This is a genomic window from Streptomyces sp. NPDC001858 (genome assembly GCF_053594615.1).
Map to the genome: position 1 here is coordinate 15,010 of NZ_JBSFEV010000041.1, position 26,897 is coordinate 41,906.

Below are 26,897 nucleotides of genomic sequence, written 5' to 3' on the forward strand. Positions count from 1 at the left end.
TGGAGGGGCCGGAACGGCGTTCCGGCCCCTTCTTCCTTCCCCGGGCTGGGAGTTCAGGCTGCGGGTACCTTCTCGGTCTGTTGTGACGGTTCTGCCGTCTTCTTGGTGTCGGGCTTGGCTGTGGTCTTGTGGTTGGGGAGGACCGCGATGACGATCAGGGTTCCGGTGGCCATGATGATCGCGCCGATCAGGCTGGTGTGGGCGATGGCGTGGGCGAAGGACTCCTGGACGGCGTCGACCAGGGACTGGGCCTGCTGGGGGCCGCCGTTCGGGTTCTTCGCGACCTGTTCGGCGACCGCCATGCCGCCGCCCACCGAGTCCTTCGCGGTGTTCAGCGCGGCGGCCGGGAGGTGGCCGCCGACCAGGTCGGTCAGCTTGTCCTTGTAGGACGTGGCGAGCAGCGAGCCGAGGATCGCGATGCCGAGGGAGGCGCCGAGTTCCAGCGCCGTGTCGTTGGCGCCGCCGCCCACGCCCAGCTCGGACTCGGGGAAGGAGCCCATGATGGTGTCGGTGGCCGGGGCCAGGCTCAGGCCGATCGCGAAGCCCAGCATCAGCAACGGCGCCAGGAAGTCGGTGTACGTCGAGCCGGACTCGATCTGCGTGAGCAGGAAGACGCCCGCCGTGCCGATGGCCATGCCGGTGCCGACGACCGCCTTCACGCCCAGCTTCGGGGCCAGCCTGCCGGTGACCGCGGCGCCGGCGAAGACGGCTCCGGCCAGCGGCAGCAGGCGGATGCCGGTCTCCAGAGCGTCGTAGCCGAGGACGAACTGCAGGAACTGCGTGGAGTAGTAGATCGAGCCGAACGTGCCGAAGAAGAAGAACAGCACCGCGAGCATCGAGCCGCTGAAGGGGCGCTCGGCGAACTTGCGCACGTTCAGCATCGGGTTCGGGTGGCGCAGCTCCCAGGCCACGAACCCCAGCAGGCCGACGCCGGCGACCACGGCCGCGGCGATCGGGCCGACGCCCCAGCCGAAGTGCGGGCCCTCGATGGTCGCGTAGACCAGGGAGCCGACCGAGACGATCGACAGCAGACCGCCGACGTAGTCGATGCGGCCCATGCCCTCGGCCTTGGACGGCGGTACCAGCAGCAGCGCGCCGAGCACGCCGAGGACCGCTACCGGGACGTTCATCAGGAAGGTCGAGCCCCAGGCGTGTTCCGCCAGCAGCCACCCGGCGGCCAGCGGGCCGACGGCTATCGCGAGGCCGGAGGTGGCGCTCCAGGCGGTGATGGCCTTGGCCCGCTCGCCCTTCGGGAACATCGCCACCAGCAGCGACAAGGTGGCCGGCATGACCACCGCCGCGCCCACGCCCATGAGCGCGCGGGCCGTGATCACCAGGGAAGTCTCGTCGACCAGGCCGCCCATCACCGAGCCGCCCGCGAAGATCAGCAGCCCCACGACGAGTGCGCCGCGGCGGCTGTACTTGTCGCCGATCGAGCCCAGCACCAGCATCAGCGCGGCATACGGGACGGTGTAGCCGTCGATGACCCACTGCAGGTCGCTGCTGGACAGGTCCAGATCCCGGGTCATGTCCGGGGCCGCCACGATCAGCGACGTGTTCGCCATCACGACGATCAGCAGGCTCAGGCAGAGCACCAGCAGCGCCCACCACCGCCGTGGGTACGGCTCCGTCATCTTCTCGGCGGGTGTGTTCACAACGAGCGGCATCGCAGGACTCCTCGGGCCACGGCACTGCGGGCAGTTATTTGCCCACTGATGTGCAGGCTAGTTTATTGCCCGTACGTGTGCAACTATCCAGTGGTCCTCTCGCCCCGTCGCTCGGAGGCCCCGCACATGACCAGCGCATACGTCGAACAGACCCCCGGACGCAGCCGGACCCTCCGCACGCGCGCCCGCATCCTCGAGGCGGCCAGGCGGCAACTCGGCCGCGACCCCGACAGCAGCCTCACCGACATCGCCGCAGCCGCCGGTGTGGTGCGCCGTACCGTCTACGGCCACTTCAACGGCAGGGCCGCCCTCGTGGACGGGCTGGTGGAGGACGCCGCGCGAGCACTGCGGCAGGCGCTCGCAACCCGAGTCGATCCCGTCCCCGATCTCGGGCCCGACCCCGTGTCGGACGCCGTCGTGGAGCTGGCGCGTTTCGTTCTCGCCGTGTGGCCCGTCGGTGATCGCTACCGCATGCTGCTCCGGCTCGCCCCTCAGGATCTGGGGCCCGAGCGGGCCGCCGAGATCCTCGCCCCCGCGCGCGACACGGCGGCGGCGATCATCGCTGACGGGCAGCGGCAGGGCGTCTTCCAGACCGGCGTTCCCCCCGGCCCGCTCAGCCGCGCACTGGAGGGGCACCTGCTGGGGCTCCTGGAGTGCGTGAACGCCGGCACCTGGGCCGACGACGGCACGCGCAGCGCGACCGCCGCCCTGATCGCGATGGGTGTGGACGGCGACCTCGCCGTCACCTGTGTCCAAAAAGTGCGAAGAGTGCGAAGAGTTTGAAGGCCTGAAGAGTCGGCCTGCCTGAACCCTTTCCGAGCACCAGTCGGAGAGAGCCCCCATGTCCCGGTTCCAGTCCCGGTCCCAGTGCCCGTTCCGTGCCGTGTGGCTGAGTCCCTCAGGCCCCGGGCGGCGGTGTCGTCGTCGACCGGGTCGCCGCGGCCCGTGCGGAGAGTCGTACGGCTGAGGCGTTTCAGGAGGGCATGGGGACCGCTGAGCGGCCTTCGGTGCACGTCAGCGGCTTTCCCGTGCTGACCCAGCTGGCCGGCGGCACGCTGCGGCACATCGACCTCACCGCCCATGACATACCCGCCGACGACGCACCCGCCCGCCGCGTCGAGGCGACCGCGTTCCTTTCCTACGAGGGCGTGTCTGCCGCGCTCGGCGTGGCCGTGTCGCAGGGCGACGAGCCGGGGCGGATCAACGCGACGGCCACGCTGCCGCTCGTCGGCGATGTGACCGTGAGCGCGGCCGTCTCGGCGGCGAGCGGCAACCGCATCGCCTTCGCGGACCTCCGTGCCGTCCACGGAGAGCTCATCCCTCCGCTGAAGGCGTTGCTCGACAGGGCTCTGGACGAGCCGATCCCGCTGCGGAACCTGCCCGAGGGGCTGCGTCTGAAGTCCGTCGCGACATCGGGGACGGGGATCGACGCCGTCTTCGCCGGCCGCTCGGTCGCCTTCCGCCCGAGCTCGTCGGCCGCCGGGTAGGGCGTGCGTCGCCGCAGGGGCGGGCGGGATCGGACGAGGTCAGGCGAGGTCAGGCGAGGTCGGGCGGGGGCGGGCGGGGTCGGGCAGGCCGCGGTGGGACGCCCGTCTGGGGGTCGAACGCCGGGCCGGGGGATGGCGACCGCGCAGGTCACCCCCGTCGGACCGGCTCGGTTCGAGCGTGGGGAACTCACATGTGGACCACGGGCGCCGCGTCCGGGTCGGTGACCGGGACCCCGCGCCGGTACAGCAGCACGCTGACCACCAGGCCCGCGGTGAAGAAGACGGCCGACCACCAGTACGCGGTGGAGTAGGCCTCCAGCCCGGCCTGGGCGACCACGGCCGGGTCCTTGGGGTCGCGGCCGACGAGATAGTCGGCGGCGGCGCTGGTGGACAGGGTGTTGAGCAGGGCGGTGCCGAGGGAGCCGCCGACCTGCTGCATGGTGTTGACGGCGGCGGAGGCGACGCCGGCGTCCTCGGCGCCCACGCCCGCGGTGGCCAGGCTCATGGCCGGGGCCATCACCAGGCCGAGGCCGAGCCCGGTCACGATCAGCGGCAGCAGGATGTCCGTGGCGTACGAGCTGTTCAGGTCGAGGCCGGTCAGCCAGACCATGCCCGCGGCGGACAGGCCCATGCCCAGCGGCACCACCGGCTTCGGGCCGAGGCGGGGGATCAGCACGGTGGAGGCGAGGGTGGACGCCACCATCAGCCCGGCGACCATGGGCAGGAAGGCCAGCCCCGTCTTGACGGGCGTGTAGCCCAGGCCCTGCTGCAGGTAGTAGGTGAGGAAGAGGAAGACGCCGAACATGCCGGCGCCGATGATCAGGACGGAGACGAAGGACGCGCCGCGGTTGCGGTCGAGCAGGACCCGCAGGGGCAGCAGCGGGTGCGCGGAGCGGGTCTGCCACCAGGTGAACGCGGCGAGCAGGACGACTCCCGCGACCAGGAAGCCCCAGGTGGCGGGCGAACTCCAGGCGTGGCTCTCGGCGTTGGAGAAACCGTAGACCACGCTGAACAGACCGCCGCCGACGAGGAGGGCGCCGGGGACGTCGATCGTGGCGGACTTGTCGCGGGTGGTGTGCTGCAGCAGGAGGACGCCTCCGACGAAGGCGACCGCGGCGAAGACGAGGTTGACGTAGAGGGTCCACCGCCAGTCGAGATGCTCGGTCAGCAGTCCGCCGAGCAGCAGACCGATCGCGCCGCCGGCCCCGGCGATGGCGCCGTAGACGCCGAAGGCCTTGGCGCGTTCCTTGGCGTCGGTGAAGGTCGTGGTCAGCAGCGACATCGCCGCCGGGGCGAGCAGCGCGCCGAACACGCCCTGCGCGGCCCGCGCCACGATGAGCATCTCGAAGCTGCCCGCGGCGCCGCCGAGGGCGGAGGCGCCGGCGAAGCCCACCAGGCCGACGAGGAAGGTCGCCTTGCGGCCGAAGAGGTCGGCTATGCGGCCGCCGAGCAGCAGCAGGCTGCCGAAGGCGAGGGCGTACGCGGTGACCACCCATTGTCGGTCCCCGTCGGAGAAGCCCAGGTCCTGCTGGGCGGAGGGCAGGGCGATGTTCACGATCGTCCCGTCCAGGACCACCATCAGCTGGGCCACGCCGATGACGGCGAGGATCCACCAACGGTGGCGGGGTGGTGCGCCGGTGGACGGAAGGCTCGACACGGCGGGCGTGCCGGCCGTGCCGGGTGTGCCGGCCGTGCCGGGTGTGTCCGGTGTGTCCGTGGAGGTCTGGGGCATGACGGGAACTCCTCAAGGGATCGGGATCGACAACGGGATCGACAAGGGGGGTTCGGCGGAGGCGCGGCACTGCTGCCTCAACTGCCTGACGCCTGTCAGATTAGCGGTAATCTGACAGGCGTCAAGTAAGGTGTTCGCGAGTGCCGCACAGCAATGGCGACACAGATGGCGGCGGCAGCCGCGGCGATAGCGGTGGCGATAGCGGGTGGCGACGGCGACCGCGGTGGCGGCCGCGACAGCGATGGCGAGGGAGGCAGGGAACAGTGGTGGAGACAGACGCGGGAGCGGCCGAATCCGTCCGGCGGCCGGGACGGCCCGGCGTGGACACCCCGGCGGTGCCCGAGGAGGGGAACATCCTCCTGCGCGGGCTGGAGGCCTTCGCGGAGCTCGGGTACGAGCGGGCGTCGGCGCGCGAACTGGCCCGCCGCCTGGGCGTCAGCCACAACTTCATCAACGACCGGTACGGGTCGAAGGCCGCGTTCTGGCGCGCGGTGGTGGACACCGCGCTCGGCGCACAGCTCGCGCGACTGCCGCAGGTGGACCCCTCGCTGGACGACGCCGAGCGGCTGCGTCAGCTCATCGCCGGCTTCTACCGGACCGCGGCGGACGAGCCGCGGATCGGACGGATCTTCGTCGACGAACTCAGCCGGGACACCGAGCGGTTGGACTACCTGTACGAGAACTACATCGCCCCGGTCATGCGGACCATGACGGACGTCATCGACCGGCTCGTGGCCCGCGGCCGCATGGGGCCGGTCCCGATGGACGTCCTGTTCTTCGCCGTCGTCCCGCCCGTCTCCGGGGTGGTGGACCTGCCGCTGGCGCGCCGCCTGGGCCGGCCCGAGCCCCGCTCACCGCGGCAACTCACCGCCGTCGCCGAGTCGTTGGCGGCGCTCGTGGTCGACGGACTGCTGGCGACGGGTGCACGGCCCGCCTGACATCGGCCGGGGGACGGCTACTGCTTGGCCCTCACCAGCCCTGCGTCGTACGCCATGATCACGGCCTGGACGCGGTCGCGCGCCCCGATCTTGGCGAGGACCCGTCCGACGTGCTTCTTCACCGTGGACTCGGTCAGGACGAGCCGTTCGGCGATCTCGGTGTTCGTCCAGCCCTGGCCGACGGCCACCAGGACCTCGCGCTCGCGGTCGCTGAGGGCCCGCAGCCGGGGGTCCTCGGCGGCGGGGGCGTCGGCCGGCGCCAGTACCTGGTGGGCGTAGGCGTCCAGCAGGCGGCGGGTCAGCCGGGGGGCCACGACGGCGTCGCCGGTCGCGACCGCGTGGATGCCGGCCACGAGCTCCTCCGGGCGGGCGTCCTTGAGCAGGAAGCCGCTGGCTCCGGCGCGCAGTCCGTCATACGCGTACTCGTCGAGATCGAACGTGGTGACGATGAGCACGCGGGTGCGGCCGCCCGCGGCGATGATGCGGCGGGTGGCCTCGATGCCGTCCATGCCGGGCATCCGGATGTCCATCAGGACGACGTCGGGACGCAGCTGCGCGGCCAGCCGGACGGCCTCGGCGCCGTGCTCGGCCTCGCCCACCGCGTCCAGCCCCGGGGTGCCCTCGATGAGCATGCGGACGCCCATGCGCTGCAGGGGCTGGTCGTCGGCGATCAGCACGGTGGTCATGGCAGCTGTTCTCGCTGTTCTCCCGGCGGCGACGGGGAGGACGCCGTCGGGGCGGTGGGGGCGGAAGGTGCGGTGGGCGCGGAAGGTGCGGAAGGTGCGGAAGGAGTGGAGGGGGCGGAGGGTGCTGAGGGTGGGGACGGGGGTGCGTCGAGGGCGACGTCCACGAGCCAGCCGTGGCCGGTGTCGCGCGGCCCGACGACGACGGTGCCGCCGTACATCGCGGCCCGCTGGCGGATGCCGACCAGGCCGTGGCCGGGGTCGTCGTCGCGGTCGTCCGGCGTTCCCGGCCTCGCCCGCGCGGGCGCGCCCGGCGGTGCGCCGCTGTCGGCGACCCGGATCCGCACCTCCCCGGCCTCGACCGCGACGACGACCTCGGCGGTCGCGCCGGTCCCCGCGTGCTTGAGCGTGTTGGTCAGCGACTCCTGGACGATGCGGTACACGGTGAGCTGCACGCCGTCGCTCAACGCGTCCAGGTCGCCCACGGTCCGGTAGGTCACCGGCAGCCCCGCCGTCCGCACCCGCGCCACCAGGGGGTCCAGATCGCGGATGCCCGGCTGCGGGCTGAGCATCCGTTCGCCCTCCGGTTCCTCGCGCAGGACGCCCAGCACCCGGCGCAGTTCGCTCATGGCCTGGCGGCCGGTGTCGCCCAGGATGCGCAAGGCGTCGACGGACCGCTCGCCCCGGTGGGCGGCGAGGGTCGCGGCGCCGTCGGCGACGCTCACCATGACGGACAGGTTGTGGCCGACGATGTCGTGCATCTCGCGCGCGACCCGGGCCCGCTCGGCGGCGGCCGTGAGCCGGACCCGCTGCTCCTGCTCGACCTCCAGCCGCCTGGCCCGGTCCTCCAGCGCCCCCAGGTACATCCCGCGGATCCGCAGGGTCAGCCCGAGGGTGACGGCCGCCGTCGCCGTGCCCAGCATGAAGAAGCTGCCGAGCAGCGGACGCTCGATCGGGACCAGGACGAACACGGCGAGCAGCAGTTCGACGGCGGTCAGCGCGGCGGCCCAGCCCAGCACCCGCAGCGAACCCTTCCGGGCCAGCGTGTACAGGGCGATGAGCGCCGAGACGCCGGTCGGCAGCCAGATGCCCAGCGACCACTGGACGAGGGAGACGGACGCGATCACGAAGTACGTGACGGCCGGCGCCCTGCGCCGCCACCACAGCGGCACGACGAGTGCGACGACGAACGCGATCAGGACGCCGGCCGGCGCCTGGTCCCGGAGGTCCGCGTCCCCGAAGGGGGAGTCGCCGTCGCCCCAGATCATGTTGGGCACCGTGATGGCGACGACGAACAGCACCACGGCCGTGTCGAGCAGCCACGGATGCCGCCGGTCCAGCCGCTGCCGACGGCTCTGGTCGCGCAGCAGCCGCCCCAGCAGCGGGTGCGCCCACGCGGCGTCGAACCCGGGGGACGGGCGGTCGGCCGTCCCCCGGGCGGTGTCCGCCGGGGCTCCCGCACGGTGCGCAGTCATGGACGCCATTGTCCTCGCGCCCAGGTCAGGCGTCGGTCCGGACGAGCCGCAGGGCGGCCCCCGCGAGGGTCAGCGCCACCCAGCCGGCGAAGACCGCGAGTCCGGCCCCGGGGGAGAGGGCGTCCGAGGACTCGTGGAGGGCGTAGACGGCCGACCCCGCGTTGCTGGGGAAGTAGGGGCTGAGCGTGTCGTACCAAGAGTCGGGCAGCAGGGAGGCCAGGCCGGGAAGGATGAGCAGGATGCCTACGAGGGCCGCGATGGCTCCCGCGGAGGAGCGGATCAGCACGCCCAGGGCCACCCCGAACACCGCCACCAGACCGAGGTAGACGCCGGCGCCGGCCAGGCTGCGCAGCACGCCGTCGTCCCCCAGGGCGAGCGAGATCTTCTCGCCGTCCAGGCCCGGGGCGCCCAGCAGGAAGGCGGCCAGCGCGCCGACGGTGGTCAGGACCAGGGCGATCGGCCCGATCACCGCGGCCTTCGACCACAGGACCGGCAGCCGGCGCGGCACCGCGGCGAGCGTGGAGCGGATCATGCCGGTGGTGTACTCGCCCGCGGACAGCAGCACCCCGAGGACGCCGACGGCCAGCGACGCGAAGGTCACGCCGGTCAGCGCCAGACTGACGGCGTCGCTGTCGCCGCCGTTGCCCGGGCCGGGCGGGCCGTTCGTCCCGACGGCGTCGGGGCTGTAGGTGTAGCCGGCGACCGTCCCGAAGAGGATCAGCAGGACGACGGCGACGCCCAGCGTGATCCAACTGGAGCGCAGCGACCAGAACTTGGCCCACTCCGAGCGCAGCACCCGGACGCCGGTCACCTTGTAGCCGGTCGTGCGGGCGGGAGCGGAGCCGGGGGCAGGCTTGTGGGCGGGGTCAGGGGCAGGGGCAAGGCCGGTGACGGTCATCAGGCTGCCTTTCGCTCGGGGCTGTCGGCCGGAGCACTCTGGTACTCGACGGCGTCGCGGGTCAGTTCCATGAACGCCTCCTCCAGGGAGACGGACTGCGGGGTGAGCTCGTACAACGCCACCCCGTGCGCGGCGGCGATCAGGCCGATCTCACGGGCGTCCCGTCCGCTGACCAGCAGCTCCTCGGCGGAGGAGGAACTGATCGTGACGTCCGGGCCGGCCAGCAGCGCACGCAGCTTCACCGCCTCGGCGGTCGCGACCTTCACACCTCCGCCGCCGGCCTCCCGGGTGAAGTCGTCGACGGTGGTGTCCGCGAGCAGCCGACCGCGTCCGATGATCACCAGATGGTCGGCGATCAGCGCGGTCTCGCTCATCAGGTGCGAGGAGAGCATCACGGCCCGGCCCTCGTCGGCCAGCCCGCGCAGCAGGTTGCGCACCCACAACACGCCTTCCGGGTCGAGGCCGTTGACCGGTTCGTCGAGCATGACGATCGCCGGATCGGCGAGCAGCGCCGAGGCGATGCCGAGCCGCTGCCCCATGCCGAGCGAGAACGCGCCGACGCGCTTGCCGGCCACGCTGGTCAGCCCGGCCAGCTCGATGACCTCGTCCACCCGGCGCCGCGGAATGCCGTGCGTGTACGCGAGCCCCATCAGATGGCTGAACGCGCTGCGCCCGGGGTGCACGGACTTGGCCTCCAGCAGGGTGCCGATCTCGTGCAGCGGAGCGGAGTGCCTGGCGTAGGCGCGCCCGTTGACGGTGACCGAGCCCTTGGTGGGCGAGTCCAGCCCGACGATCATCCGCATGGTCGTGGACTTGCCCGCGCCGTTGGGCCCGAGGAAGCCGGTCACCTCACCGGGCTTGACGGTGAAGCTCAGCTTGTCGACGACCGTCTTGTCGCCGTACCGCTTCGTCAGCTCACGCGCTTCGATCATGGGAGGGCCTGGCCTTTCCTGCCGTGGACTCGGCCGCGGAGTGCGCCGCGGTGCCTGTCCTCGAACCTACGAGCGCGGCGGGCCGGGCCCCTGGGACCGGAGGGGAATCTTCCGCGCCCGAGTGGTACCGCGGTACCACTCGGGAGGGTCGCCGCGTAGTCCTCGGGTCGCACAGAGAGTGCTCGGGGAGCGCACAGAGATGGGGCGGAGGCGGGGCAGAGACGGGCAGAGATCGCACGTGGGGGTGTCCCCGGGTCGCCCTCGGGGCGAAGATCCGCCAGAATGGTCGCCCGTTCGTCCGTACCGAACCACCGAGGTTTTCCGTGACCCACTCCGTGGCCCGCGAGCCGCAGCGGCGCAATTCGCGGTCCAACCGGGCTCGCATCCTGGCCACGGCACGTCAGGAGCTCGGCCGGAACCCGGACGTCACCCTGGAGGAGATCGCGCGCGCCTCCGGCGTCGTACGGCGTACCCTCTTCGGTCACTTTCCCGGACGGGCGGCGCTGTTGGAGGCGCTCGCGGAGGAGGCGTCCGAGGCGCTGCGCGCCGCGCTGACGGTCGCGGCGCGTCCCGAGGACCCGGCCGAGCGGGCGCTCGCGCACTTCGTGCTCTCCATCTGGCCGGTGGGGGACCGCTACCGGCTGCTGCTCGCCCTCGCCCAGCGCGACCTGGGCATCGAGCGGGTGGCCGACATTCTCGCCCCCGCCCGCGACGAGGTCACGGCCATCCTGACGCGCGGCCAGCGCACCGGCGTCTTCCACACGCAGCTGCCGCCCGCCGTGCTGAGCGCCGGGCTGGAGGGCATGCACATCGCGCTGCTGGAGGAGGTCAACACCGGCGCGCTGGAGGACGACGGAACGCGGACGGCCGTCGCCACGCTGGTGGCGGCGGGTGTGCCGGAGGGACGGGCCCGGGCCGTGGTCGACGACGTCGCGTCGTCGTCGGCGGCGGGCACGGGGCGGGACTCCGGGGCCGGCACCGGTGCGGGCTCAGGCGCGGATGCGGACGCGGATGCGGATGCGGACGCCTGAGGCGACCTAGCCGACCGAGCCGACCGAGTGCGTCAGGGCGTCCGCGCCGCGCCTGTGATCAGCTGCGGTCGCCTGCCGCGTCGACGATCTTTGTGGAGACGCGGGTCGCCGTTTTGATCACCGTGCCCTTCGCGACGAACGGTCCGCCGGAGGCCTTGCCGCCCACGTAGTAGTCCAGGCCGGCCACCCACCGCACGCCCCGGTAGGCGTAGGTCTCCGGATCCAGCAGGACCTGGACGCCGTTGCGCTCGAAGGAGTAGTCGAGGAAGTTGCCGTCGATGCCGACGGCGATGACGGTCCGGCCCAGGCCGTCCTTCACCTCGACCGGCTTGGTCACCCCGTCCATGCCCATGATGATCCGGTAGATCGTGTGTGCCTTGTCGGGCGGCAGGACGGTGCTTCCGGAGAGGACCTCCAGGACCTCGGTGAAGTCACGCTGTGCCTGCGTCACGCGCCAGGCGTGGGCCCACCGGTCGGGGATGGACTTCTTCAGGATCATCCGCAGGGCGGCGTCGGGGTCGTCGGGGAGCGCGGCCACGAGCGCGTTCATGTCCTGGGGCGCGAGCATCTCATTGGAGGAGCCATCGGCCGTGATATTCACTTGGACGTCGTCGGGGTCGACCGGGTGCGTGCCGGAACGCGGCAACACGAACTCGCGGCCGTCGTAGCGGATCCACCGGTTGCTGTCGTCCAGACGCTTCGTCGGCGTGGGGGTGCAGGGCTGCCCGGGGCGCTGCGACAGCATCGCCACGCCGACTTCGCTGAACATCCCGGTGCTCCCGTCGACACCACACGACCAACCGTCCTCCTGGACGTGCTGATACACCCACTGGTCCGACCGGGTGGAGGGCGCGGGCGCGGGCTTCGCCGGCGTGGCGTGGTCCGGTGGCAGGACCAGCGTGGACAGGGTCGCCGCGGCCACCACCGCGGTGACCGCGCCCAGGATCTTGAGCCGCCGGCCGGTGCGGGGTCCGGTGCGCGGGCCGCTGAGGAAGCCGATGCGGGAGTGCCGCGGCTGGGCGATCTCGTCCAGCAGCCGCTGCCGGGCGGGGGTGAGCCGCGCGTGGTCGGGTACAGGGGCGTCGGCCCGCAGGGACCGGACCGCCGTCATCTCATCCATGGCCGATCATCTCCGCGACGTCGTGTACGAGGGTGGGGTCGACTCCGCCGAGGGCGTGGCGGACCTTCTTGCGGGCCCGGTTCAGGCGCGAGCGCACCGTGCCCACCGGGATGGACAGCGCCTCGGCGACCTCCTGGTAGCCGAGGTCCGCCCAGGCGATCAGCAGCAGGACGTCCCGGTCGCCCCGGGACAGTCCGGCGAGCGCCCCGGCCAGCGGGCCCTGGACCGCGTGCGCGGCGACCCGGCTGTCGCTTCGGTCGGTCCAGGAGGCCGCCACCGGGTCGATGCCGGTGCGGGCGAGCGCCCTGAGGGCCCGTACCTCGGCACGGCGCTGCTTGCCGATGAGGTTCGCGGCGATGCCGTACAGCCAGGGACGGGCGTCGGGCCGATCGAGGTCGTAGTGCTTGCGCATGCGGAACGCGCTCAGGAACGTGTCGGCGGTGATGTCCTGGGCCGCCTCATCGCCCAGTCGGCGGGCCGCGTACCGGTGGATCACCGCCGCGTGGCGCCGGTAGAGCTCGCCGAAGAGCTCGGGTCGGTCCAGGGAATCGGCGATGAGGCGGGCGTCGTCATCGGGTCTGGCGGGTGGGCTGGTCACACGGTCTCCGTGTCTGCCGTCGATGGGGTGTCACCCTGCAGACGGGGTGACACCCCTCATTACCCGCAGCCATCGAAAGGGTTCACGGGAGGGACGGGCGGGACGGGCGGGACGGGACGGGACACGGAGTCGGCCGGTCACGGGAGTTGGCCGGTCAAGGGAGTCGGTCGGTCAGTCGAAGGCGGCGGGCTGCGGCTGGTGCAGTGGCTGGGACCCCGGCTGCGGTTCGGGCTCCGCACCCGCATGGGGCTCCGTACCCGCATGGGGCTCCGCACCCGCATGGGGCTCCGCACCCGCATGGGGCTCCGCACCCGCATGGGGCTTCGGGCCCGGATCGGGCTCCGCACCCGCATCGGGTTCCGGGACCGCATCGGGTTCCGTCTTCGTGGTCGCGCCCGGCAGCAGACCGCTCAGGGCGGCGCACTGCTCGGGGCCCATGACGTGGGCCAGCGCCTCGGTGACCGTCTCGGCGAGCACGCCGGAGGCCTCCCGCAGCAGACGGCGGGCCTTGTCCGTGAGGGCGACCTCGACACCGCGCTTGTCGCCGCAGACCGACTTGCGGGTGACGAGACCAGCGTGCTGAAGGCAGGCGATCTGGTAGGTCAGACGGGTCTTGGGGCGGCCCAGCAACTCCGCGACGCGGGTCATGCGCAGGCCCTCCCGGGGCTGCTCCGCCAGCAGGCACAGGATGAGGAACTCGTCGTGCGAGACGTCGAGCCGCTCCTTGACCACCGCACGCAGCCGCTGCTCCACCGCCCCCGTGGCGGCCAGCAGCAGCATCCAGCCGCGCAGCTCCGGTGGCAGCAGGCCGGCGCCCGCACCCTGCGCGGACGGGCAAGGGGGCAGCTCGACGGGGGTGTCAGTGGGGTCTGCCATAGCTCCGAGTGTATGCGTAGTCCAAATTTGTATGACCTTGCGAGATCTGGTTGTCCAGATTTGGATTACCGGTTAGCGTGGCCCTTCAGCAGTGTCGTCCAAATTTGGACCATTGATCACGCCATCACCAAGGAGAACCGCCATGACCGTCGCCGTCGAAACCGGACTGTGGAAGCTCGACGCGGGCGCCTCGACCGTCGCCCTGAAGCACAAGACGATGTGGGGCCTGGTCACCGTCAAGGGCGTCTTCACCGGCGTCGGCGGCGCGGGCGAGGTGGGGGCCGACGGGGCCGCCACCGGCACCCTGACCCTGGACGCGGCCTCCCTCGACACGAAGAACGCCAAGCGGGACACGCATCTGCGCGGCGCGGAATTCTTCGACGTCGACAACCACCCCGAGATCACGTTTGCCGTGCGCGCCGCCGAACTCGGCGCCGACAAGGCCGTGAAGGTGTCCGGTCAGCTGACCGTGCGCGGCATCAGCCGACCGCAGTCCTTCACCGCGCGACTGAGCCAGGCGGACTCCGACGCGGTCACCCTGGACGCCGAATTCACCGTGGACCGCGACGAGTTCGGCCTCGGCTGGAACCAACTGGGCATGATCCGCGGCCTGACCACGGTCACGACCACACTCCGCTTCACACGCACCGCCCCGACCGCCTGACGTGCGGTCACGGCGAGCGCGTTGACCGCCCGTCGTTCACTTCGAACGGACGTCATGGTCCGTCGCCGACCGACACCCCCGGGGCCGGCTTTCGGTCGGTTGTGGCGGGGGTAGGAGGAGACTGCGCGATATCCGAAGCGGTGGCGGTCCGTGTCGCTGTTGGGCCGAACGGGTGACTTGGCGTAAGAATTGGCCGGTGCAGGCATTGAAGGCGAGTCAGTTCGGGGGGTGCCGGTGAACCGTTACGACGTCACCGATGAACAGTGGGAAGGGCTCGCTCAGGTAGTTCCGTTGCGCGGCCGGGACGCGTGGCCGTCGGCGGTGGACCACCGTTCGCTGCCCGACCACGAGACCGAGACCCGGCGCCGCTTCGTCGTGCTGCGGGTCAACGTCTTCGCGGACGCCCGCGAGGTCGCCGAGACGCTGATGGCGGGCATCCCGGTGCTGCTCGACCTGACAGGCGCGGAGACCGACACCGCCAAGCGGGTCCTGGACTTCTCCACCGGGGTCGTCTTCGGCCTGGCCAGCGGCATGCACCGGGTCGACCGCAACGTCTTCCTGCTGACCCCACCGGGCACCGAGGTGAGCGGGATCATGGAGGGGGCGGGGGCTCCGCGGGTCTGAGACGGCGGTGCGGCGAGCGAAGCGCCCCCCCCGGGGGCGGTGCGGCGGGTTGCAGGTTGATTGCGGTTGGCTGTGACGGGGTGACCGGTTTGCCGGGGCCGGGGGGATAGCGGGTCGGCTCGTGGTGGGCTGGCCCATCGTGGGTCGCCCCATTGCCGTCTGCTCGCCGTCGTCCGCTCGCTGTCGTCCCTGCGTCGTGGTCCGTACGCCGTCGTCCGTGCGTCGCGGACGGCTCTCGGTGATCCGTTGGCCAAGGGGCCGGCTCGTCCTGGTCGCCCGATCGTAGGAAGCTTGCCCGGGCGGAACGGTTCGGCTGGCGGCGGAGTCCTACGGTCCGGATATGCCCTCGCCGTTCGCCTCTTCCGCGCCCTTACCCCAACCCCCCGCCACGCCCGACGGCGCTCCGCCCGGGGACGCCTCGCCCACCGTGCCCGCGCAGGCGGCCTCCGTGGAGGAACAACGGACCTCACCCGCGGCCGACGGGCCCCGCGCGACGCCCGCGCAGGTGCGATACCTCCGCCCCTGCGTCACCGAACTACGCCTCTCCGCCTTCGCCGCGCACCTGCGGGCCCGGTTCCCCCTGGGCGCCGTCACACTGTTCGTCGGGGCCAGCGGGAGCGGCAAGAGCAGCGCGCTGCGGGCGTACGAGGCGTTGGCGCGGCTCGGGGGCGGGGCCACGCTCGGTGAGGTCTTCGCCGATCCGGTCGCATGCGTGCCCCAGAGCGCGCGGCCCGACGCCCAGCGCCGCCGCGGGTTCCGCATCGGGTGCACCGCGGACGGACCCGGCGGCCCGGTCCGGCTCGACGTCGCCGTACAGGCCGAACCCGAGCTGCGCATCGTCGGAGAGCGGCTCAGCGCCGGAGGCGTCGTGCTGCTGGAGACGGCCCTGCGCGATCCCGGGCGGCGCTCGGTGCAGGCCGCCTGGCACACGGGCGGCACCTCCCCGGTGACCCGCGCTCCGCTCCCCGACGACCGGCTCGGCACCGCGCTGCTGCCGCTGCGCGTGGCCGGCAAGACCGACGGACAGCGGCAGGTGCTCGCCGCCGCCGAGCAGATGGTCGTCGCCCTGCGGTCCGTGTTCAGCTGCGATCCGCAGCCCGACTGGATGGGCGCCCCCGTCCCCACCGGCTCCGGCCGACTGCTCGCCGGCTGCGACAACCTCGCCGACGTGCTCTGGCGCACCCGCGAGGAGTGCGGACGGCGGCACGCGCAACTGGTCGCCGCGCTGTCCGCCGGCTCCGGCGGATCCGCCCGGCCCGCCGGCCCGGTCGTGGACCTGCGTGCCGAGCCGCTGACCGACGGCACGGTCCGCGCGCTGCTCCACCGGGCCGACGGCTCCCGCACGGAACTCGCCCGGCTGGGATACGGCGAACTGCGCTACGTAGCCCTCGCGTTGGTGCTGCTCACCGGCCCGGGCGTCCTCGACGTGGACCCGGCCGGCGAGGTGCCCGCCGCGATGCAGACCCTCACCCTGCTCGCGGACGGCCTCGACCGGGGCCTGGACGCGACGCAGCACGCCGAACTGCTGCGCCTGGCGGTCCGGATGGCCGAGCGCGGCCACATCCGCTGCGTCGGCGCGGTCAGCGACGGCTCCTTCGCAGCCCGGACGGACGGAGTGACGGTGGTACACCTGGGGTCGTGACAGAACAACACCTCGATGTGGCGAAGCTGCAGCGCAGACTGGCCGAGTTCGCCGCCGCGCGGAACTGGCAGCCCTTCCACACGCCCAAGAACCTCGTCGCCGCGTTGAGCGTGGAGGCGTCCGAACTGGTCGAGATCTTCCAGTGGTTGACGCCGGAGGAGTCGGCCCGGGTCATGGACGACCCCGACACCGCGCACCGGGTGACGGACGAGGTCGCCGACGTGCTCGCGTATCTGCTGCAACTGTGCGAGGTGCTAGGGATCGATCCGCTGGCGGCGCTCGACGCGAAGATCGACCGCAACGAGCGCAGATTCCCGGCGCCATAGCGGCACGTCGTTCAGGGGCCGTCGTTCAGGGGTCGTCGTTCAGGAGCAATCGTTCAGGAGTAATCGTTCAGGAGTCGGACGATCCGTTTTCACTCTCCGGAGTCAATAGGCGGACCGAAATCGATTTGTTGTCCACAGATTTCGGTCTTCCTCTGGCTTTTCGCCCCACAGACCCTCACTCTGGGTAGTGAACAAGGGTGTTCGGGCGGACGTGCGAGCAGCACGTCGGGACAGACGGGGGCGGCGCATGGACGCGGTGCGGCTCATCCTGACGAGCAGGCGCGCGCTCGCGGGCAGCAGCCAGGCGACGGAGATACTCACGGAGGTGTGGCAGGCGCAGGCCCTGGCGCAGGCGATCGGCAGTCGCCTCGCCGTCTCGGGCCCGCCCGAACTGCGGGGCGAGGCACTGGGACTGACCGAACTGGCGGGCCGAGGCTGCGGTGTGCTGGGCGCGCCGGACCTCGACCCCACGGACCTCCTCGCCGCCCAGCTCACCGAGTTGGACGACGCCCGCCGCGCCCTCATCGACCTGGGCGGTCTGCTGGGCGAGGTGGGCATCGCCCTGGTCGGCCTGGCCAGCTCGGCGGACGACCAGAGCCGGTACTGGCAGTGCATGGAGGCCATCGACGCGGCCGACGAATCCAGAGACCGCGTCCTGGAAATGCTCCGCAAACTGACCGCAAGAGAGGAACGAGAACAGAGAGAGGCCGCTTTACCGGAGAGATAAGCCGAACTGACGCTCGGAGCGCGGCTGAAGCCCGGAGTGAGGCTGAAGCCCGGAGCGAGGCTGACGCTCGGAGCGAGGCTTAGGCACGGGCCGTGTGCCGCGTGCTGCGGGTCGGCGGGACTGAGGCGCGGGTCGGGAGGCAGGCGGCGGGGTCTCGGTGGCTGACGGGCTGAGCTCGCGGGGCCAGGGGGTGCGGGGCCCGGAGGCCGGGCGCCTCGGCCACCGGCGGCCTGAGGTCCGGGGGCGGCAGGCGGGCCTCGGGTCCGGGGCCGCACCCCGGGGCCCGGGCCGCTGTCCGAAGGGCGGGGCCGGTGGCCGACGGCGGGGAGCCGGTAGCCGGTAGCCGGTAGCCGGTAGCCGGTAGCCGGGAGCCGGGAGCCGGGAGCCGGGAGCCCGGCGCGGGGCCCAGGGGCCGGGAAGGGACCCGGGGCCGGGAAAGGGATCCGGGGGCTGAGCGCGGGGGGCGTCAGATGGCGTTGCCCTCTTTTCTTGGCGTTCGCTGAAGAACTCCGCTTCCGTTCGACTGGAAATCCGCATCCAGCGCCGACAGATCCGCGTTCAACGCCGCCATCAGCTCCTCCATCTGCTGCAACAACCCCTTCGGCTGGGCTGCGGTGGCCCCGCCCTGCTGCGGCACGGTCTCTTCGGACATGACGGCCTCCTCGGCCCTGGCCCCCCGTGCGGAGGGCCGATGCGGGTGACGTCCCGGCGCTGACCAGCCGGGCACGGGCGCCGGGCGGTCCGGCTCCGCCCCGGCCAACGATCACCGCGAGGGCGGGTCACTGGCCCGGGCAACCCCCCACGCACGGCCTACGCCTTTTTCACCCGACCGGGGAGGCGCGGGGGCCAGGGGACCGATGGGGTTGACGGGGCGCACGGCATGCAGGATGGAGACATGGATCTGCGTATCTTCACCGAGCCCCAGCAGGGGGCGACCTATGACACCCTCCTCACCGTGGCCAGGGCCACCGAGGACCTCGGGTTCGACGCCTTCTTCCGGTCTGACCACTATCTGAAGATGGGCGACGTCAGCGGCCTCCCGGGCCCCACCGACGCCTGGATCACGCTCGCCGGCCTCGCCCGCGAGACCAAGCGCATACGCCTCGGCACGCTGATGACGGCCGGCACCTTCCGGCTGCCCGGCGTCCTCGCCATCCAGGTCGCGCAGGTGGACCAGATGTCCGGCGGACGCGTCGAACTCGGCCTGGGCGCAGGCTGGTTCGAGGAGGAACACACGGCATACGGCATCCCCTTCCCGAAGGAGAAGATGGGCCGCCTGGAGGAGCAGCTGGAGATCGTCACGGGCCTGTGGGCCACGGAGCTCGGCAAGACCTTCGACTTCCACGGGTCGTACTACGACCTCACCGACTCGCCCGCGCTGCCCAAGCCCGCGCAGGCGAAGATCCCGGTGCTGATCGGCGGCAACGGCGCGACCCGCACACCGCGACTGGCCGCCCGGTTCGCCGACGAGTTCAACATGCCGTTCGGCTCGGTCGAGGACAGCGAACGCCAGTTCGGCCGGGTGCGGGCCGCAGCAGCGGAGATCGGCCGCGAAGCCGACGCGATCACCCTCTCCAACGCCCTCGTCGTCTGCGTCGGCAAGGACGACCAGGAGATCGCCCGGCGCGCCGCCACGATCGGCCGCGAGGTCGACGAGCTCAGGACCAACGGGCTGGCCGGTTCCCCCGCCGAGGTCGTCGACAAGATCGGCCGCTACGCCGAAATCGGCTCCGAGCGGATCTACCTCCAGCTCCTCGACCTGCACGACCTGGACCACCTGGAACTGATCTCGACCCAGGTACAGGCACAACTGTCCTGAGGCGAGTCCGGTGTCCCGGAGGCGAGGCCGTGCCGACGGAGCACCCCGGTTCTGTGACACGGCTGTGACCGGAGGTATGGCTTCCGTCACAGCCGGCCCGTCCGAGCCCTGATGAGCTGGCCGGATGCGCAGCTCCCATGGCCATGGTTTCGGCCCTGTCCGCACTGTCCGCCCTGCCCGCCCCGTCCTCCCAGCCGTCACTGCCGTCGCCGCCGTGCTGCTCCTCGCCTCGGTGGCGACGGCCTGCGGAACGGAACGCGCGGACACGACCGGTGGAGTCGGCGCGGCGTCCACCGAGTCAACGGCGTCCGCGGCGCGCCGAACCCTGGTCACCGACCCACCGGTGGACGGCGTACGGATCACCTCGATCACCATCCCCACCGCCTCCCCGACCCCCGCTTCCACCCCGTCCCGTTCCCCGGGCCTCGTCCACGCGGACCGCCTGCCCACGGGCTCGGGCGACTCCGGCATCTCCGCCGTCTACGAGATCACCAACGACGGCTCGGAGTCGCTGACCTACACCGTGCTCTTCACCTTCACGACCGGCAGCGGCGAGGTCATGAGCAGCGAGCGTGAGACCGTGCGAGCGGTCGGACCGGGCAGGACCGTGCGGGGAACCGTCGAGCTGGGCGGGCTCGCGCCGGGCGCCTCCCCGGTGACGACGGCCAAGGTCGCCGAGGTGACCAAGGTCCCCGCGGCCGAGGCGCCGGCCGACGCGGACGTCTGCCCGTCGTCCGGGATCCGCCTCACGGCCGACGACGGCGACGCGGCGATGGGCCTGCGGGTCGTCGGACTGCACCTGGAGAACTGCGGCAAGACGAACTACTCCCTCGACGGCTACCCACAACTGAGCCTCCTCGACGAGGACCAACGCCCGGTCGATGGCGTGCAGATCCTCCACGGCGGCGACAGCATTTCCACCGGAACCGGTTACGACGACCCGCCCAGCCCGCTCACCCTGAAACCCGGTGAAACCGCTGTCTCCGGCCTGATCTGGCGTAACACCACCGAAGCCGGTCTCGACACCGTTACCGTCCCGTACGTCCGCGTCCGCGCGAAGTCCGGCGCCGCACCCGTCATCGTCACTCCCCACCTCGACCTCGGCACCACCGGGAAGCTGGGCGTAGGCGCGTGGAAACGGGCGGATCAGTAGGTAACCGCCGTAGTGTTACGGCGGCCGCACGGGCAGTGGCACAACAGAGGCACGGGAGTCGGCACGGCAGTCGGCACGGCAGCCAGGAAAAAAATCCCGCGTCCCCGCGCACTGTTTCTCGGTACGTTGGAGAGGCGCGCGAGCGCACTACCAGCGCTTTCGCTCCTTCCGAACCTTTCGAGGCAACCACCGTGTTCCTGACGATCAGCACCACAGGCACCCCCGAACGCCCCGCGACCGACCTGGGCTTCCTGCTGCACAAGCATCCCGACAAATCGCAGGCGTTCTCCACCTCGTACGGCCGGGCGCACGTCGTCTACCCCGAGGCCGATGCCGAGCGCTGCACGGCGGCGCTGTTGCTGGAGGTGGATGCCGTGGCGCTGGTCCGGCGCGGCAAGGGCAAGGGCCGCGGCGGCGCTCCCGACGCCGCCCTCGCCCAGTACGTCAACGACCGCCCGTACGCGGCTTCCTCGCTGCTCGCGGTCGCGCTCAGCGGCGTCTTCTCCAGCGCGATGCGCGGAGTGTGCGCGGCGAAGCCCGAACTCCCCGCACAGGCAAGGCCGTTGCGCGTGGAAGTGCCCGCACTGCCCGCCCGCGGCGGACCCGACCTCGTACGCGCCCTCTTCGAGCCGCTCGGCTGGACGGTGAGCGCCGAACCGGTCGCCCTGGACACGGAGTTCCCCGAGTGGGGCGACTCGCGGTACGTGAGCCTGGTCCTGGAGTCGCAGACGCTCACTCTCGCCGAGGCCCTGCGCCACCTGTACGTCCTGCTGCCCGTCCTCGACGACGCCAAGCACTACTGGGTCTCCTCCGACGAGGTCGACAAGCTGCTGCGCGCCGGCGAGGGCTGGCTGCCCGACCACCCCCAGCAGAAACTGATCACAAGCCGTTACCTGTCCCGCCGCTGGTCGCTGACCCGGCAGGCCATGGAGCGGCTGGAGCTCGTCCGGCTCGCCGAGGCCGACGACAGCGAGGTCGAGGAGATCGACAACGCGGTCGCGGCGGAGGCCGAGACGGAGGAGCGCCCGACCCCGCTGGCCGTGCTGCGCCGTGAGGCGATCGTCACCGCGCTGACCGAGTCCGGAGCCGCCCGCGTCCTCGACCTCGGCTGCGGCCAGGGCCAGTTGGTGCAGGCGCTGCTGAAGGACCCGCGCTTCACCGAGATCGTCGGCGTCGACGTCTCGATGCGCGCGCTCACCATCGCCTCCCGCCGCCTGAAGCTGGACCGCATGGGGGAGCGGCAGGCCTCCCGCGTCCAGCTCTTCCAGGGCTCGCTGGCCTACACCGACACCCGTCTCAAGGGCTACGACGCCGCCGTCCTCAGCGAGGTCGTCGAACACGTCGACCTGCCGCGGCTGCCCGCCCTGGAGTACGCGGTGTTCGGCTCGGCCCGCCCGAGGACCGTCCTCGTGACGACCCCGAACGTCGAGTACAACGTGCGCTGGGAGACCCTCCCGGCGGGCCACGTCCGGCACGGCGACCACCGCTTCGAGTGGACCCGCGAGGAGTTCCGCGCCTGGGCGTCCAAGGTGGCCGAACGGCACGGCTACGACGTCGAGTTCGTCCCCGTGGGCCTCGACGACCCGGAGGTCGGCCCGCCCACCCAGATGGCCGTCTTCCGGATGCAGGCCACGGATTCCGCGAAGCCCACGAAGTCCGCGAACGAGAAGGAGGCGAAGGCAGCATGACCGAGAATCAGGTTTCCATGAAGCAGGGCCGAGTGCTGCCCGTCACCGACCTCTCCCTCGTCGTGCTCATCGGCGCGTCCGGGTCCGGCAAGTCCACCTTCGCTCGCCGGCACTTCAAGCCCACCGAGGTCATCTCCTCCGACTTCTGCCGAGGTCTGGTCTCCGACGACGAGAACGACCAGAGCGCGACCCGCGACGCCTTCGACGTCCTGCACTACATCGCGGGCAAGCGGCTCGCGGCCGGTCGGCGCACGGTGGTCGACGCCACCAGCGTGCAGCAGGACGCCCGCCGTCAACTCGTCGACCTGGCGAAGAGTCACGACGTGCTGCCCATCGCCATCGTGCTCGACGTGCCGGAGGAGGTGTGCGCCGAACGCAACGCCGGCCGCAGCGATCGCGCCGACATGCCCCGCCGGGTCATCCAGCGCCACACCCGCGAACTCCGCCGCTCCCTTCGCCACTTGGAGCGCGAGGGCTTCCGCAAGGTGCACGTCCTGCGGGGCGTCGAGGACGTCGAGAACGCCTCGATCGTCACCGAGAAGCGCTTCAACGACCTGACCCACCTCACCGGCCCCTTCGACATCATCGGCGACATCCACGGCTGCGCCATCGAACTGGAGTCCCTGCTCGGCAAGTTGGGCTATGCCGACGGCGTGCACCCGGAGGGCCGTCAGGCCGTCTTCGTCGGCGACCTGGTCGACCGGGGTCCGGACAGCCCGGGCGTCCTGCGCCGCGTGATGTCGATGGTCAGGTCCGGCAGCGCCCTCTGCGTCCCCGGCAACCACGAGAACAAATACGGCCGTCACCTCAAGGGCCGCAAGGTCCAGCACACGCACGGCCTTGCCGAGACCATCGAGCAGATGGAGACGGAGAGCGATGAGTTCCGCGCCGAGGTGCGGGAGTTCATCGACTCTCTGGTCAGCCACTACGTCCTCGACGGCGGCAAGCTGGTGGTCTGCCACGCCGGTCTGCCGGAGAAGTACCACGGCCGCACCTCCGGCCGGGTCCGCTCGCACGCGCTCTACGGCGACACCACGGGCGAGACCGACGAGTTCGGCCTGCCGGTGCGCTACCCGTGGGCGGAGGACTACCGGGGCCGGGCGGCCGTCGTCTACGGCCACACTCCGGTCCCCGAGGCCACCTGGCTGAACAACACCATCTGCCTCGACACCGGCGCCGTCTTCGGCGGCAAGCTGACCGCGCTGCGCTGGCCGGAGCGCGAGCTCGTCGACGTACCGGCGGAGCAGGTCTGGTACGAGCCGGCGCGGCCGCTGAAGGCGGAGGCGCCGGGCGGACACGACGGCCGTCCGCTGGACCTGGCGGACGTCAACGGCCGACGCATCGTCGAAACCCGTTACGAGGGACAGAACCGCGTCTCGATCCGCGAGGAGAACGCGGCCGCGGCCCTGGAGGTGATGAGCCGCTTCGCGGTGGACCCGCGCCTGCTGCCGTACCTCCCGCCGACGATGGCCCCCACGGCCACTTCGCACGTCGAGGGCTACCTGGAGCACCCGGCGGAGGCGTTCGCACAGTACGCCGCGGACGGTGTCGCACGGGTCGTGTGCGAGGAGAAGCACATGGGCTCGCGCGCGGTGGCCCTGGTCTGCCGCGACGCGGAAACAGCGCGTAAGCGGTTCGGCGTGGACGGTCCGACCGGCTCCCTCTACACCCGCACCGGCCGCCCGTTCTTCGACGACGAGTCGGTGACGGAGGAGATCCTCGGCCGAGTGCGCGCAGCGGTCGGCGAGGCCGGTCTCTGGGACGAACTCGACACGGACTGGCTGCTGTTGGACGCCGAGCTGATGCCGTGGTCGCTCAAGGCCGCCGGTCTGCTGCGCACGCAGTACGCGGCCGTCGGCGCCGCGTCCGGGGCGGTGTTCCCGGGCGCACTGGCCGCACTTCAGGGCGCGGCCGACCGTGGCGTCGACGTGACCGACCTGCTCGCGCGCCAGCGCGAACGGGCCGACGCGGCAACGGCGTTCACCGAGGCCTACCGGCGCTACTGCTGGACCACGGACGGCCTGGACGGCGTTCGCCTGGCCCCGTTCCAGATCCTCGCGGTCCAGGGCCGCAGCCTCGCGGACCTGCCCCACGACGGCCAACTGGCCCTGCTCGACAGGCTGGTGGAGCACGACCCGACCGGCCTGCTGCAGACCACCCGTCGGCTGTACGTCGACACGGCCGACCCCGAGTCGATCCAGGCCGGTGTCGACTGGTGGCTGGAGATGACCGGCCGGGGCGGCGAGGGCATGGTCGTCAAGCCGCTGGGCGCGCTGGTCCGCAGCGAGGAGGGCCGTCTGGTCCAGCCGGGCATCAAGTGCCGGGGCCGCGAGTACCTCCGGATCATCTACGGCCCGGAGTACACCCGCCCCGACAACCTCACCCGTCTGCGCGGCCGCTTCCTCAACCACAAGCGCTCGCTCGCGATCCGCGAGTACACGCTCGGTCTGGAGGCGCTGGCCCGGCTGGCGGAGGGCGAGCCGCTGTGGCGGGTCCACGAGGCGGTGTTCGGCGTGCTGGCCCTGGAGTCGGAACCGGTCGACCCCAGGTTGTAACCGGTACCAGTCCCGTTACCCGTTGTCCGTACCGGTCCCGTCAGGCGGGGACGGCGCTGCGGCTCAGCCGGCCAGCCGCAGTGCCGTCCCCGCCCTCCCCACCCGCACCGTCTGCCCCCAGGTCAGCTCCACCGCGTCGCTCTCGATTCCGTCCCCGAAGGCGATGAGCCGCTCCGACTCGACGGTGAGGGTCAGCCGCCCGCCGGCCGCCAGCTCGCCCGCGACCAGCGAGGTGCCGGTCGCGGGCGACGGCCACGCCTCCCGCACGAACCACACCAGCCGTTCCTCCGTCGGGCCCGGCAGCCGCAGCCCGCCGTCGCCCCCGGCGGCGCCGCCCCGCTCCTGCCACACCGACCGGATCCAGCCGGTCGCCCCCGTCCCCGTGCCCACCAGCACCCCGGAGGATGCCTGGGCCTCGACGGCACCCCTGTCGTCGTCGAGGCCCAGACGGTAGCGGGCGGTCTGGTGGCCGGGGGCGCCCAGATAGATCTCGTTGAGGGCCAGCAGCCGCTGCGTGTCGTCGGCGACCGCCTCGACCATGGTCAGCTCGGTCATGCCGGTGCCGGCCGCGAGCACGGAGGGCAGAAGCACCCGGGCGTCCCCCGGCCGATGACGGACCAGCACGCCCGGATTGCGGCCGGGGTCCGTGTCGATGCCCACCACCGGCTGTCCGGCAAGGTACTTGGCGACGTTCGCCACGAGTCCGTCCTGGCCGACCACGACGACCACGTCCTCGGGCGCGAAGAGGAAACGGTCCAAGTCTGCCCGCTCCAGCCTGGTCTGACGCCAGGTCAGCGGAATGGCCGCCGTCACCTCGGCCAGCGCCCGCCTCGTGCGCCGGTGGCGCCCTGCGATCTCCTCGATGTCCCGGCCCCGCGAGGAGAGGAAGAAGGCGGCCTGGCCGTGCGTGCCGTGCCGGGCCACCAACTCCTCGTACTCCGTGGTGCGATGGACCAGCACGGCCCGCGGGGCGAGACTCATTCCCGTTCCCCGCCGCCGAGCCTCGACAGCAGCCCGGTCAGGACGTCCGGCGAGATCGTCACGCTGTCGATGTGCGGCAGGTTCTCCGCGAGGCGCGTCCCGGTGAGCGCGTGCAGGGTCGCCACGTCGACGTCCCCGTGCACCCGCAGCCAGGCCGCCTGCGCCTGGGCCCGCGCCTCGCCGACCTCGCGCGCCGCCTCGGCCTCGGCACGGGCGAGCCGGACCGTACGCGCCGCCTCGGCCTCCGCGAGCCGGACCGTACGGGCCGCCTCGGCCTGGGCCAGCCGCTCCGTGCGCTGGGCCTCGGCGTCCCCCAGCCGCACCTGCTTCGAGGCCTCCGCCTCCGCCAGCTTCACCGCCCGCGCGGCCTCGGCCTCCGCGAGCCGCACGCTGCGACTCGCCTCCGCCTCGGCCCGCACCTTGTCCGCGGCGGCGCTCTCCTCCGCCTCACGACGGGTGTTCGTACCGCGCTGCTCGACCAACTGCTCCTCTCGGCGGGCCAGTTCGATCTTGCTGGCCAGTTCGTTCTCGGCGATCGTCCGCTCCCGCTCGACCGCCACCGCCCGCCGCTCGTACGTCGCCCGGTCGGCCTCCTGCTGGATCTGCTCGCGGGCCGGCGTGCGCAGCGCCCGCTCCACCTCCGGCTCCGGACGCAGTGCGACGACCCGGACGGCGACGATCTCGATGCCGGTGGACGGCAGCCGCGGCTCCGCCGCCAACCCCGCCGCCACCCTTTCCCGGACCGCCGTCACACCGTCCACCAGCGCGGACGACAGCGACGTACGCGCGAGGACGTCCAGCGCGTGCTGCTGTGCCGTCTCGGTGAGCAGGGTGGCGAGCTGCTCCAGGGGAGCGCTGCGCCACACCCCGGTGTCCGGGTCGACGGAGAAGTCGAGGCGGGCGGCGGCCACGGCCGGATCGCTGATCCGGTAGGTCACGGTCGCCTGCACCGTCACATCCTGGAAGTCGACCGTGCGGGCGTGGAAGGTCATGGCCAACTCGCGGTCGTCCACCGGCACTTCGGAGAGCGCGGCGCTCAGCGAGCGGAACCAGAAGCTCAGCCCCGGGCCGTCGTGCACCAGCTTGCCCGAGCGGTGGTGGCGCACGTGCGCCGTCGGTGCACCGCGCAGATGGCGCCAGCCCAGGCGCCGGGTGATGTCGGCCATGAAAGGGCCCCCTCGCTACCATTTTTCGTCACTACGACGATAAGAAGACGATAGTCAGAAGCCCCCTTGTCGTCAAGAGGACGAGAAGGGGGAGTGGGTCGGCCCGGAGACGGGC

Annotated in this window: 23 protein-coding genes and 2 pseudogenes; 13 read left to right on the plus strand and 12 right to left on the minus strand. The window is 72.0% G+C overall.

What is annotated here, in order from left to right; translation table 11 throughout:
* Window positions 1–53: 53 nt before the first annotated feature.
* Window positions 54–1,667, minus strand: coding sequence for an MFS transporter (locus ACWCPF_RS37655; protein ID WP_451049634.1), 1,614 nt, complete (start codon window positions 1,665–1,667; stop codon window positions 54–56).
* Window positions 1,668–1,793: 126 nt separating this feature from the next.
* Between ACWCPF_RS37655 and ACWCPF_RS37660 the strand changes: the two genes are divergently transcribed.
* Window positions 1,794–2,450: a TetR/AcrR family transcriptional regulator gene (locus ACWCPF_RS37660; protein WP_451049635.1), complete on the plus strand. Its 657-nt coding sequence runs from the start codon at window positions 1,794–1,796 to the stop codon at window positions 2,448–2,450.
* Window positions 2,451–2,578: 128 nt separating this feature from the next.
* A pseudogene (locus ACWCPF_RS37665) lies at window positions 2,579–3,154 on the plus strand (LmeA family phospholipid-binding protein); the annotation flags it as partial.
* Between the two features lie 187 nt (window positions 3,155–3,341).
* Here ACWCPF_RS37665 and ACWCPF_RS37670 read toward each other — a convergent pair.
* Window positions 3,342–4,886, minus strand: a complete 1,545-nt coding sequence (locus tag ACWCPF_RS37670; protein ID WP_451049636.1) for an MFS transporter — start codon at window positions 4,884–4,886, stop codon at window positions 3,342–3,344.
* A 335-nt stretch (window positions 4,887–5,221) separates the two neighbouring features.
* Between ACWCPF_RS37670 and ACWCPF_RS37675 the strand changes: the two genes are divergently transcribed.
* The gene (locus ACWCPF_RS37675) at window positions 5,222–5,824 is read left to right on the plus strand and encodes a TetR/AcrR family transcriptional regulator (RefSeq protein WP_451049674.1); all 603 of its coding nucleotides are present in this window, start codon (window positions 5,222–5,224) and stop codon (window positions 5,822–5,824) included.
* A 17-nt stretch (window positions 5,825–5,841) separates the two neighbouring features.
* On the opposite strand, the gene ACWCPF_RS37680 is transcribed toward ACWCPF_RS37675, so the two are convergent.
* The 4 genes from ACWCPF_RS37680 to ACWCPF_RS37695 are packed head-to-tail and all read right to left on the minus strand — an operon-like array spanning window position 5,842 to window position 9,812.
* Window positions 5,842–6,510 carry a response regulator gene (locus tag ACWCPF_RS37680; RefSeq protein WP_451049637.1) on the minus strand — a complete coding sequence of 223 codons (669 nt, stop codon included), beginning with the start codon at window positions 6,508–6,510 and terminating at the stop codon, window positions 5,842–5,844.
* Window positions 6,507–7,982: a sensor histidine kinase gene (locus ACWCPF_RS37685; protein WP_451049638.1), complete on the minus strand. Its 1,476-nt coding sequence runs from the start codon at window positions 7,980–7,982 to the stop codon at window positions 6,507–6,509. The genes ACWCPF_RS37680 and ACWCPF_RS37685 overlap by 4 nt, the downstream gene beginning before the upstream one ends.
* Before the next feature lie 25 nt (window positions 7,983–8,007).
* Window positions 8,008–8,880, minus strand: coding sequence for an ABC transporter permease (locus tag ACWCPF_RS37690; RefSeq protein ID WP_451049639.1), 873 nt, complete (start codon window positions 8,878–8,880; stop codon window positions 8,008–8,010).
* On the minus strand, window positions 8,880–9,812 hold the full coding sequence (locus ACWCPF_RS37695; protein ID WP_451049640.1) for an ABC transporter ATP-binding protein: 933 nt from the start codon (window positions 9,810–9,812) through the stop codon (window positions 8,880–8,882). Before ACWCPF_RS37695 ends, ACWCPF_RS37690 begins: the two co-directional genes overlap by 1 nt.
* Window positions 9,813–10,135: 323 nt before the next feature.
* On the opposite strand from ACWCPF_RS37695, the gene ACWCPF_RS37700 reads away from it, so the two are divergent.
* Window positions 10,136–10,843 (plus strand): TetR/AcrR family transcriptional regulator, encoded by a 708-nt coding sequence (locus ACWCPF_RS37700; RefSeq protein ID WP_451049641.1) that lies wholly within the window; start codon window positions 10,136–10,138, stop codon window positions 10,841–10,843.
* A 58-nt stretch (window positions 10,844–10,901) separates the two neighbouring features.
* Here ACWCPF_RS37700 and ACWCPF_RS37705 read toward each other — a convergent pair whose 3' ends face one another.
* The 3 genes and pseudogenes from ACWCPF_RS37705 to ACWCPF_RS37715 all read right to left on the minus strand — a co-directional run.
* Entirely contained in the window at window positions 10,902–11,963 is a 1,062-nt protein-coding gene (locus ACWCPF_RS37705; RefSeq protein WP_451049642.1) for a hypothetical protein, read from the minus strand.
* Window positions 11,956–12,561 carry an RNA polymerase sigma factor gene (locus ACWCPF_RS37710; protein ID WP_451049643.1) on the minus strand — a complete coding sequence of 202 codons (606 nt, stop codon included), beginning with the start codon at window positions 12,559–12,561 and terminating at the stop codon, window positions 11,956–11,958. The genes ACWCPF_RS37705 and ACWCPF_RS37710 overlap by 8 nt, the downstream gene beginning before the upstream one ends.
* A 378-nt stretch (window positions 12,562–12,939) precedes the next feature.
* Window positions 12,940–13,437: pseudogene (locus ACWCPF_RS37715) on the minus strand (MarR family winged helix-turn-helix transcriptional regulator); the annotation flags it as partial.
* Between the two features lie 142 nt (window positions 13,438–13,579).
* On the opposite strand from ACWCPF_RS37715, the gene ACWCPF_RS37720 reads away from it, so the two are divergent.
* From ACWCPF_RS37720 to ACWCPF_RS37740, 5 genes are all read left to right on the plus strand, one after another.
* Window positions 13,580–14,101 (plus strand): YceI family protein, encoded by a 522-nt coding sequence (locus ACWCPF_RS37720; RefSeq protein ID WP_451049644.1) that lies wholly within the window; start codon window positions 13,580–13,582, stop codon window positions 14,099–14,101.
* A gap of 228 nt (window positions 14,102–14,329) precedes the next feature.
* On the plus strand, window positions 14,330–14,725 hold the full coding sequence (locus ACWCPF_RS37725) for a cell division protein SepF (RefSeq protein WP_451049645.1): 396 nt from the start codon (window positions 14,330–14,332) through the stop codon (window positions 14,723–14,725).
* 340 nt (window positions 14,726–15,065) lie between these two features.
* Complete coding sequence (locus ACWCPF_RS37730) at window positions 15,066–16,367, plus strand: ATP-binding protein (RefSeq protein ID WP_451049646.1); 1,302 nt, start codon at window positions 15,066–15,068, stop codon at window positions 16,365–16,367.
* Window positions 16,364–16,693: a nucleotide pyrophosphohydrolase gene (locus ACWCPF_RS37735; RefSeq protein ID WP_319343301.1), complete on the plus strand. Its 330-nt coding sequence runs from the start codon at window positions 16,364–16,366 to the stop codon at window positions 16,691–16,693. The genes ACWCPF_RS37730 and ACWCPF_RS37735 overlap by 4 nt, the downstream gene beginning before the upstream one ends.
* Window positions 16,694–16,940: 247 nt before the next feature.
* Window positions 16,941–17,420, plus strand: a complete 480-nt coding sequence (locus ACWCPF_RS37740) for a DUF6099 family protein (RefSeq protein WP_451049647.1) — start codon at window positions 16,941–16,943, stop codon at window positions 17,418–17,420.
* 466 nt (window positions 17,421–17,886) lie between these two features.
* Here the strand turns inward: ACWCPF_RS37740 and ACWCPF_RS37745 are convergent, their stop codons facing one another.
* A complete protein-coding gene (locus tag ACWCPF_RS37745; RefSeq protein WP_451049648.1) occupies window positions 17,887–18,072 on the minus strand; it encodes a hypothetical protein in 186 nt (61 codons plus the stop codon).
* Window positions 18,073–18,315: 243 nt separating this feature from the next.
* On the opposite strand from ACWCPF_RS37745, the gene ACWCPF_RS37750 reads away from it, so the two are divergent.
* The 4 genes from ACWCPF_RS37750 (at window position 18,316) to ACWCPF_RS37765 (ending at window position 24,635) form a co-directional block, all read left to right on the plus strand.
* A complete protein-coding gene (locus ACWCPF_RS37750; RefSeq protein WP_451049649.1) occupies window positions 18,316–19,239 on the plus strand; it encodes an LLM class F420-dependent oxidoreductase in 924 nt (307 codons plus the stop codon).
* A 214-nt stretch (window positions 19,240–19,453) separates the two neighbouring features.
* Entirely contained in the window at window positions 19,454–20,392 is a 939-nt protein-coding gene (locus tag ACWCPF_RS37755; RefSeq protein ID WP_451049650.1) for a DUF4232 domain-containing protein, read from the plus strand.
* Window positions 20,393–20,583: 191 nt separating this feature from the next.
* Window positions 20,584–22,080: a 3' terminal RNA ribose 2'-O-methyltransferase Hen1 gene (locus tag ACWCPF_RS37760; protein ID WP_451049651.1), complete on the plus strand. Its 1,497-nt coding sequence runs from the start codon at window positions 20,584–20,586 to the stop codon at window positions 22,078–22,080.
* Window positions 22,077–24,635, plus strand: coding sequence for a polynucleotide kinase-phosphatase (locus ACWCPF_RS37765; RefSeq protein WP_451049652.1), 2,559 nt, complete (start codon window positions 22,077–22,079; stop codon window positions 24,633–24,635). Before ACWCPF_RS37760 ends, ACWCPF_RS37765 begins: the two co-directional genes overlap by 4 nt.
* A 63-nt stretch (window positions 24,636–24,698) precedes the next feature.
* Here ACWCPF_RS37765 and ACWCPF_RS37770 read toward each other — a convergent pair whose 3' ends face one another.
* Together ACWCPF_RS37770 and ACWCPF_RS37775 are read right to left on the minus strand one after the other, a co-directional pair.
* Window positions 24,699–25,616 carry a hypothetical protein gene (locus ACWCPF_RS37770; protein WP_451049653.1) on the minus strand — a complete coding sequence of 306 codons (918 nt, stop codon included), beginning with the start codon at window positions 25,614–25,616 and terminating at the stop codon, window positions 24,699–24,701.
* On the minus strand, window positions 25,613–26,782 hold the full coding sequence (locus ACWCPF_RS37775; RefSeq protein WP_451049654.1) for an SPFH domain-containing protein: 1,170 nt from the start codon (window positions 26,780–26,782) through the stop codon (window positions 25,613–25,615). The genes ACWCPF_RS37770 and ACWCPF_RS37775 overlap by 4 nt, the downstream gene beginning before the upstream one ends.
* Window positions 26,783–26,897: the final 115 nt, after the last annotated feature.

Excerpts from the sequence above, each read along its gene's own strand:
- ACWCPF_RS37655 (WP_451049634.1), bottom strand. The coding sequence starts at position 1,667 with ATGCCGCTCGTTGTGAACACACCCGCCGAGAAGATGACGGAGCCGTAC.
- ACWCPF_RS37660 (WP_451049635.1), top strand. The coding sequence starts at position 1,794 with ATGACCAGCGCATACGTCGAACAGACCCCCGGACGCAGCCGGACCCTC.
- ACWCPF_RS37670 (WP_451049636.1), bottom strand. The coding sequence starts at position 4,886 with ATGCCCCAGACCTCCACGGACACACCGGACACACCCGGCACGGCCGGC.
- ACWCPF_RS37680 (WP_451049637.1), bottom strand. The coding sequence starts at position 6,510 with ATGACCACCGTGCTGATCGCCGACGACCAGCCCCTGCAGCGCATGGGC.
- ACWCPF_RS37685 (WP_451049638.1), bottom strand. The coding sequence starts at position 7,982 with ATGACTGCGCACCGTGCGGGAGCCCCGGCGGACACCGCCCGGGGGACG.
- ACWCPF_RS37690 (WP_451049639.1), bottom strand. The coding sequence starts at position 8,880 with ATGACCGTCACCGGCCTTGCCCCTGCCCCTGACCCCGCCCACAAGCCT.
- ACWCPF_RS37695 (WP_451049640.1), bottom strand. The coding sequence starts at position 9,812 with ATGATCGAAGCGCGTGAGCTGACGAAGCGGTACGGCGACAAGACGGTC.
- ACWCPF_RS37705 (WP_451049642.1), bottom strand. The coding sequence starts at position 11,963 with ATGGATGAGATGACGGCGGTCCGGTCCCTGCGGGCCGACGCCCCTGTA.
- ACWCPF_RS37720 (WP_451049644.1), top strand. The coding sequence starts at position 13,580 with ATGACCGTCGCCGTCGAAACCGGACTGTGGAAGCTCGACGCGGGCGCC.
- ACWCPF_RS37730 (WP_451049646.1), top strand. The coding sequence starts at position 15,066 with ATGCCCTCGCCGTTCGCCTCTTCCGCGCCCTTACCCCAACCCCCCGCC.
- ACWCPF_RS37740 (WP_451049647.1), top strand. The coding sequence starts at position 16,941 with ATGGACGCGGTGCGGCTCATCCTGACGAGCAGGCGCGCGCTCGCGGGC.
- ACWCPF_RS37745 (WP_451049648.1), bottom strand. The coding sequence starts at position 18,072 with ATGTCCGAAGAGACCGTGCCGCAGCAGGGCGGGGCCACCGCAGCCCAG.
- ACWCPF_RS37750 (WP_451049649.1), top strand. The coding sequence starts at position 18,316 with ATGGATCTGCGTATCTTCACCGAGCCCCAGCAGGGGGCGACCTATGAC.
- ACWCPF_RS37765 (WP_451049652.1), top strand. The coding sequence starts at position 22,077 with ATGACCGAGAATCAGGTTTCCATGAAGCAGGGCCGAGTGCTGCCCGTC.
- ACWCPF_RS37770 (WP_451049653.1), bottom strand. The coding sequence starts at position 25,616 with ATGAGTCTCGCCCCGCGGGCCGTGCTGGTCCATCGCACCACGGAGTAC.
- ACWCPF_RS37775 (WP_451049654.1), bottom strand. The coding sequence starts at position 26,782 with ATGGCCGACATCACCCGGCGCCTGGGCTGGCGCCATCTGCGCGGTGCA.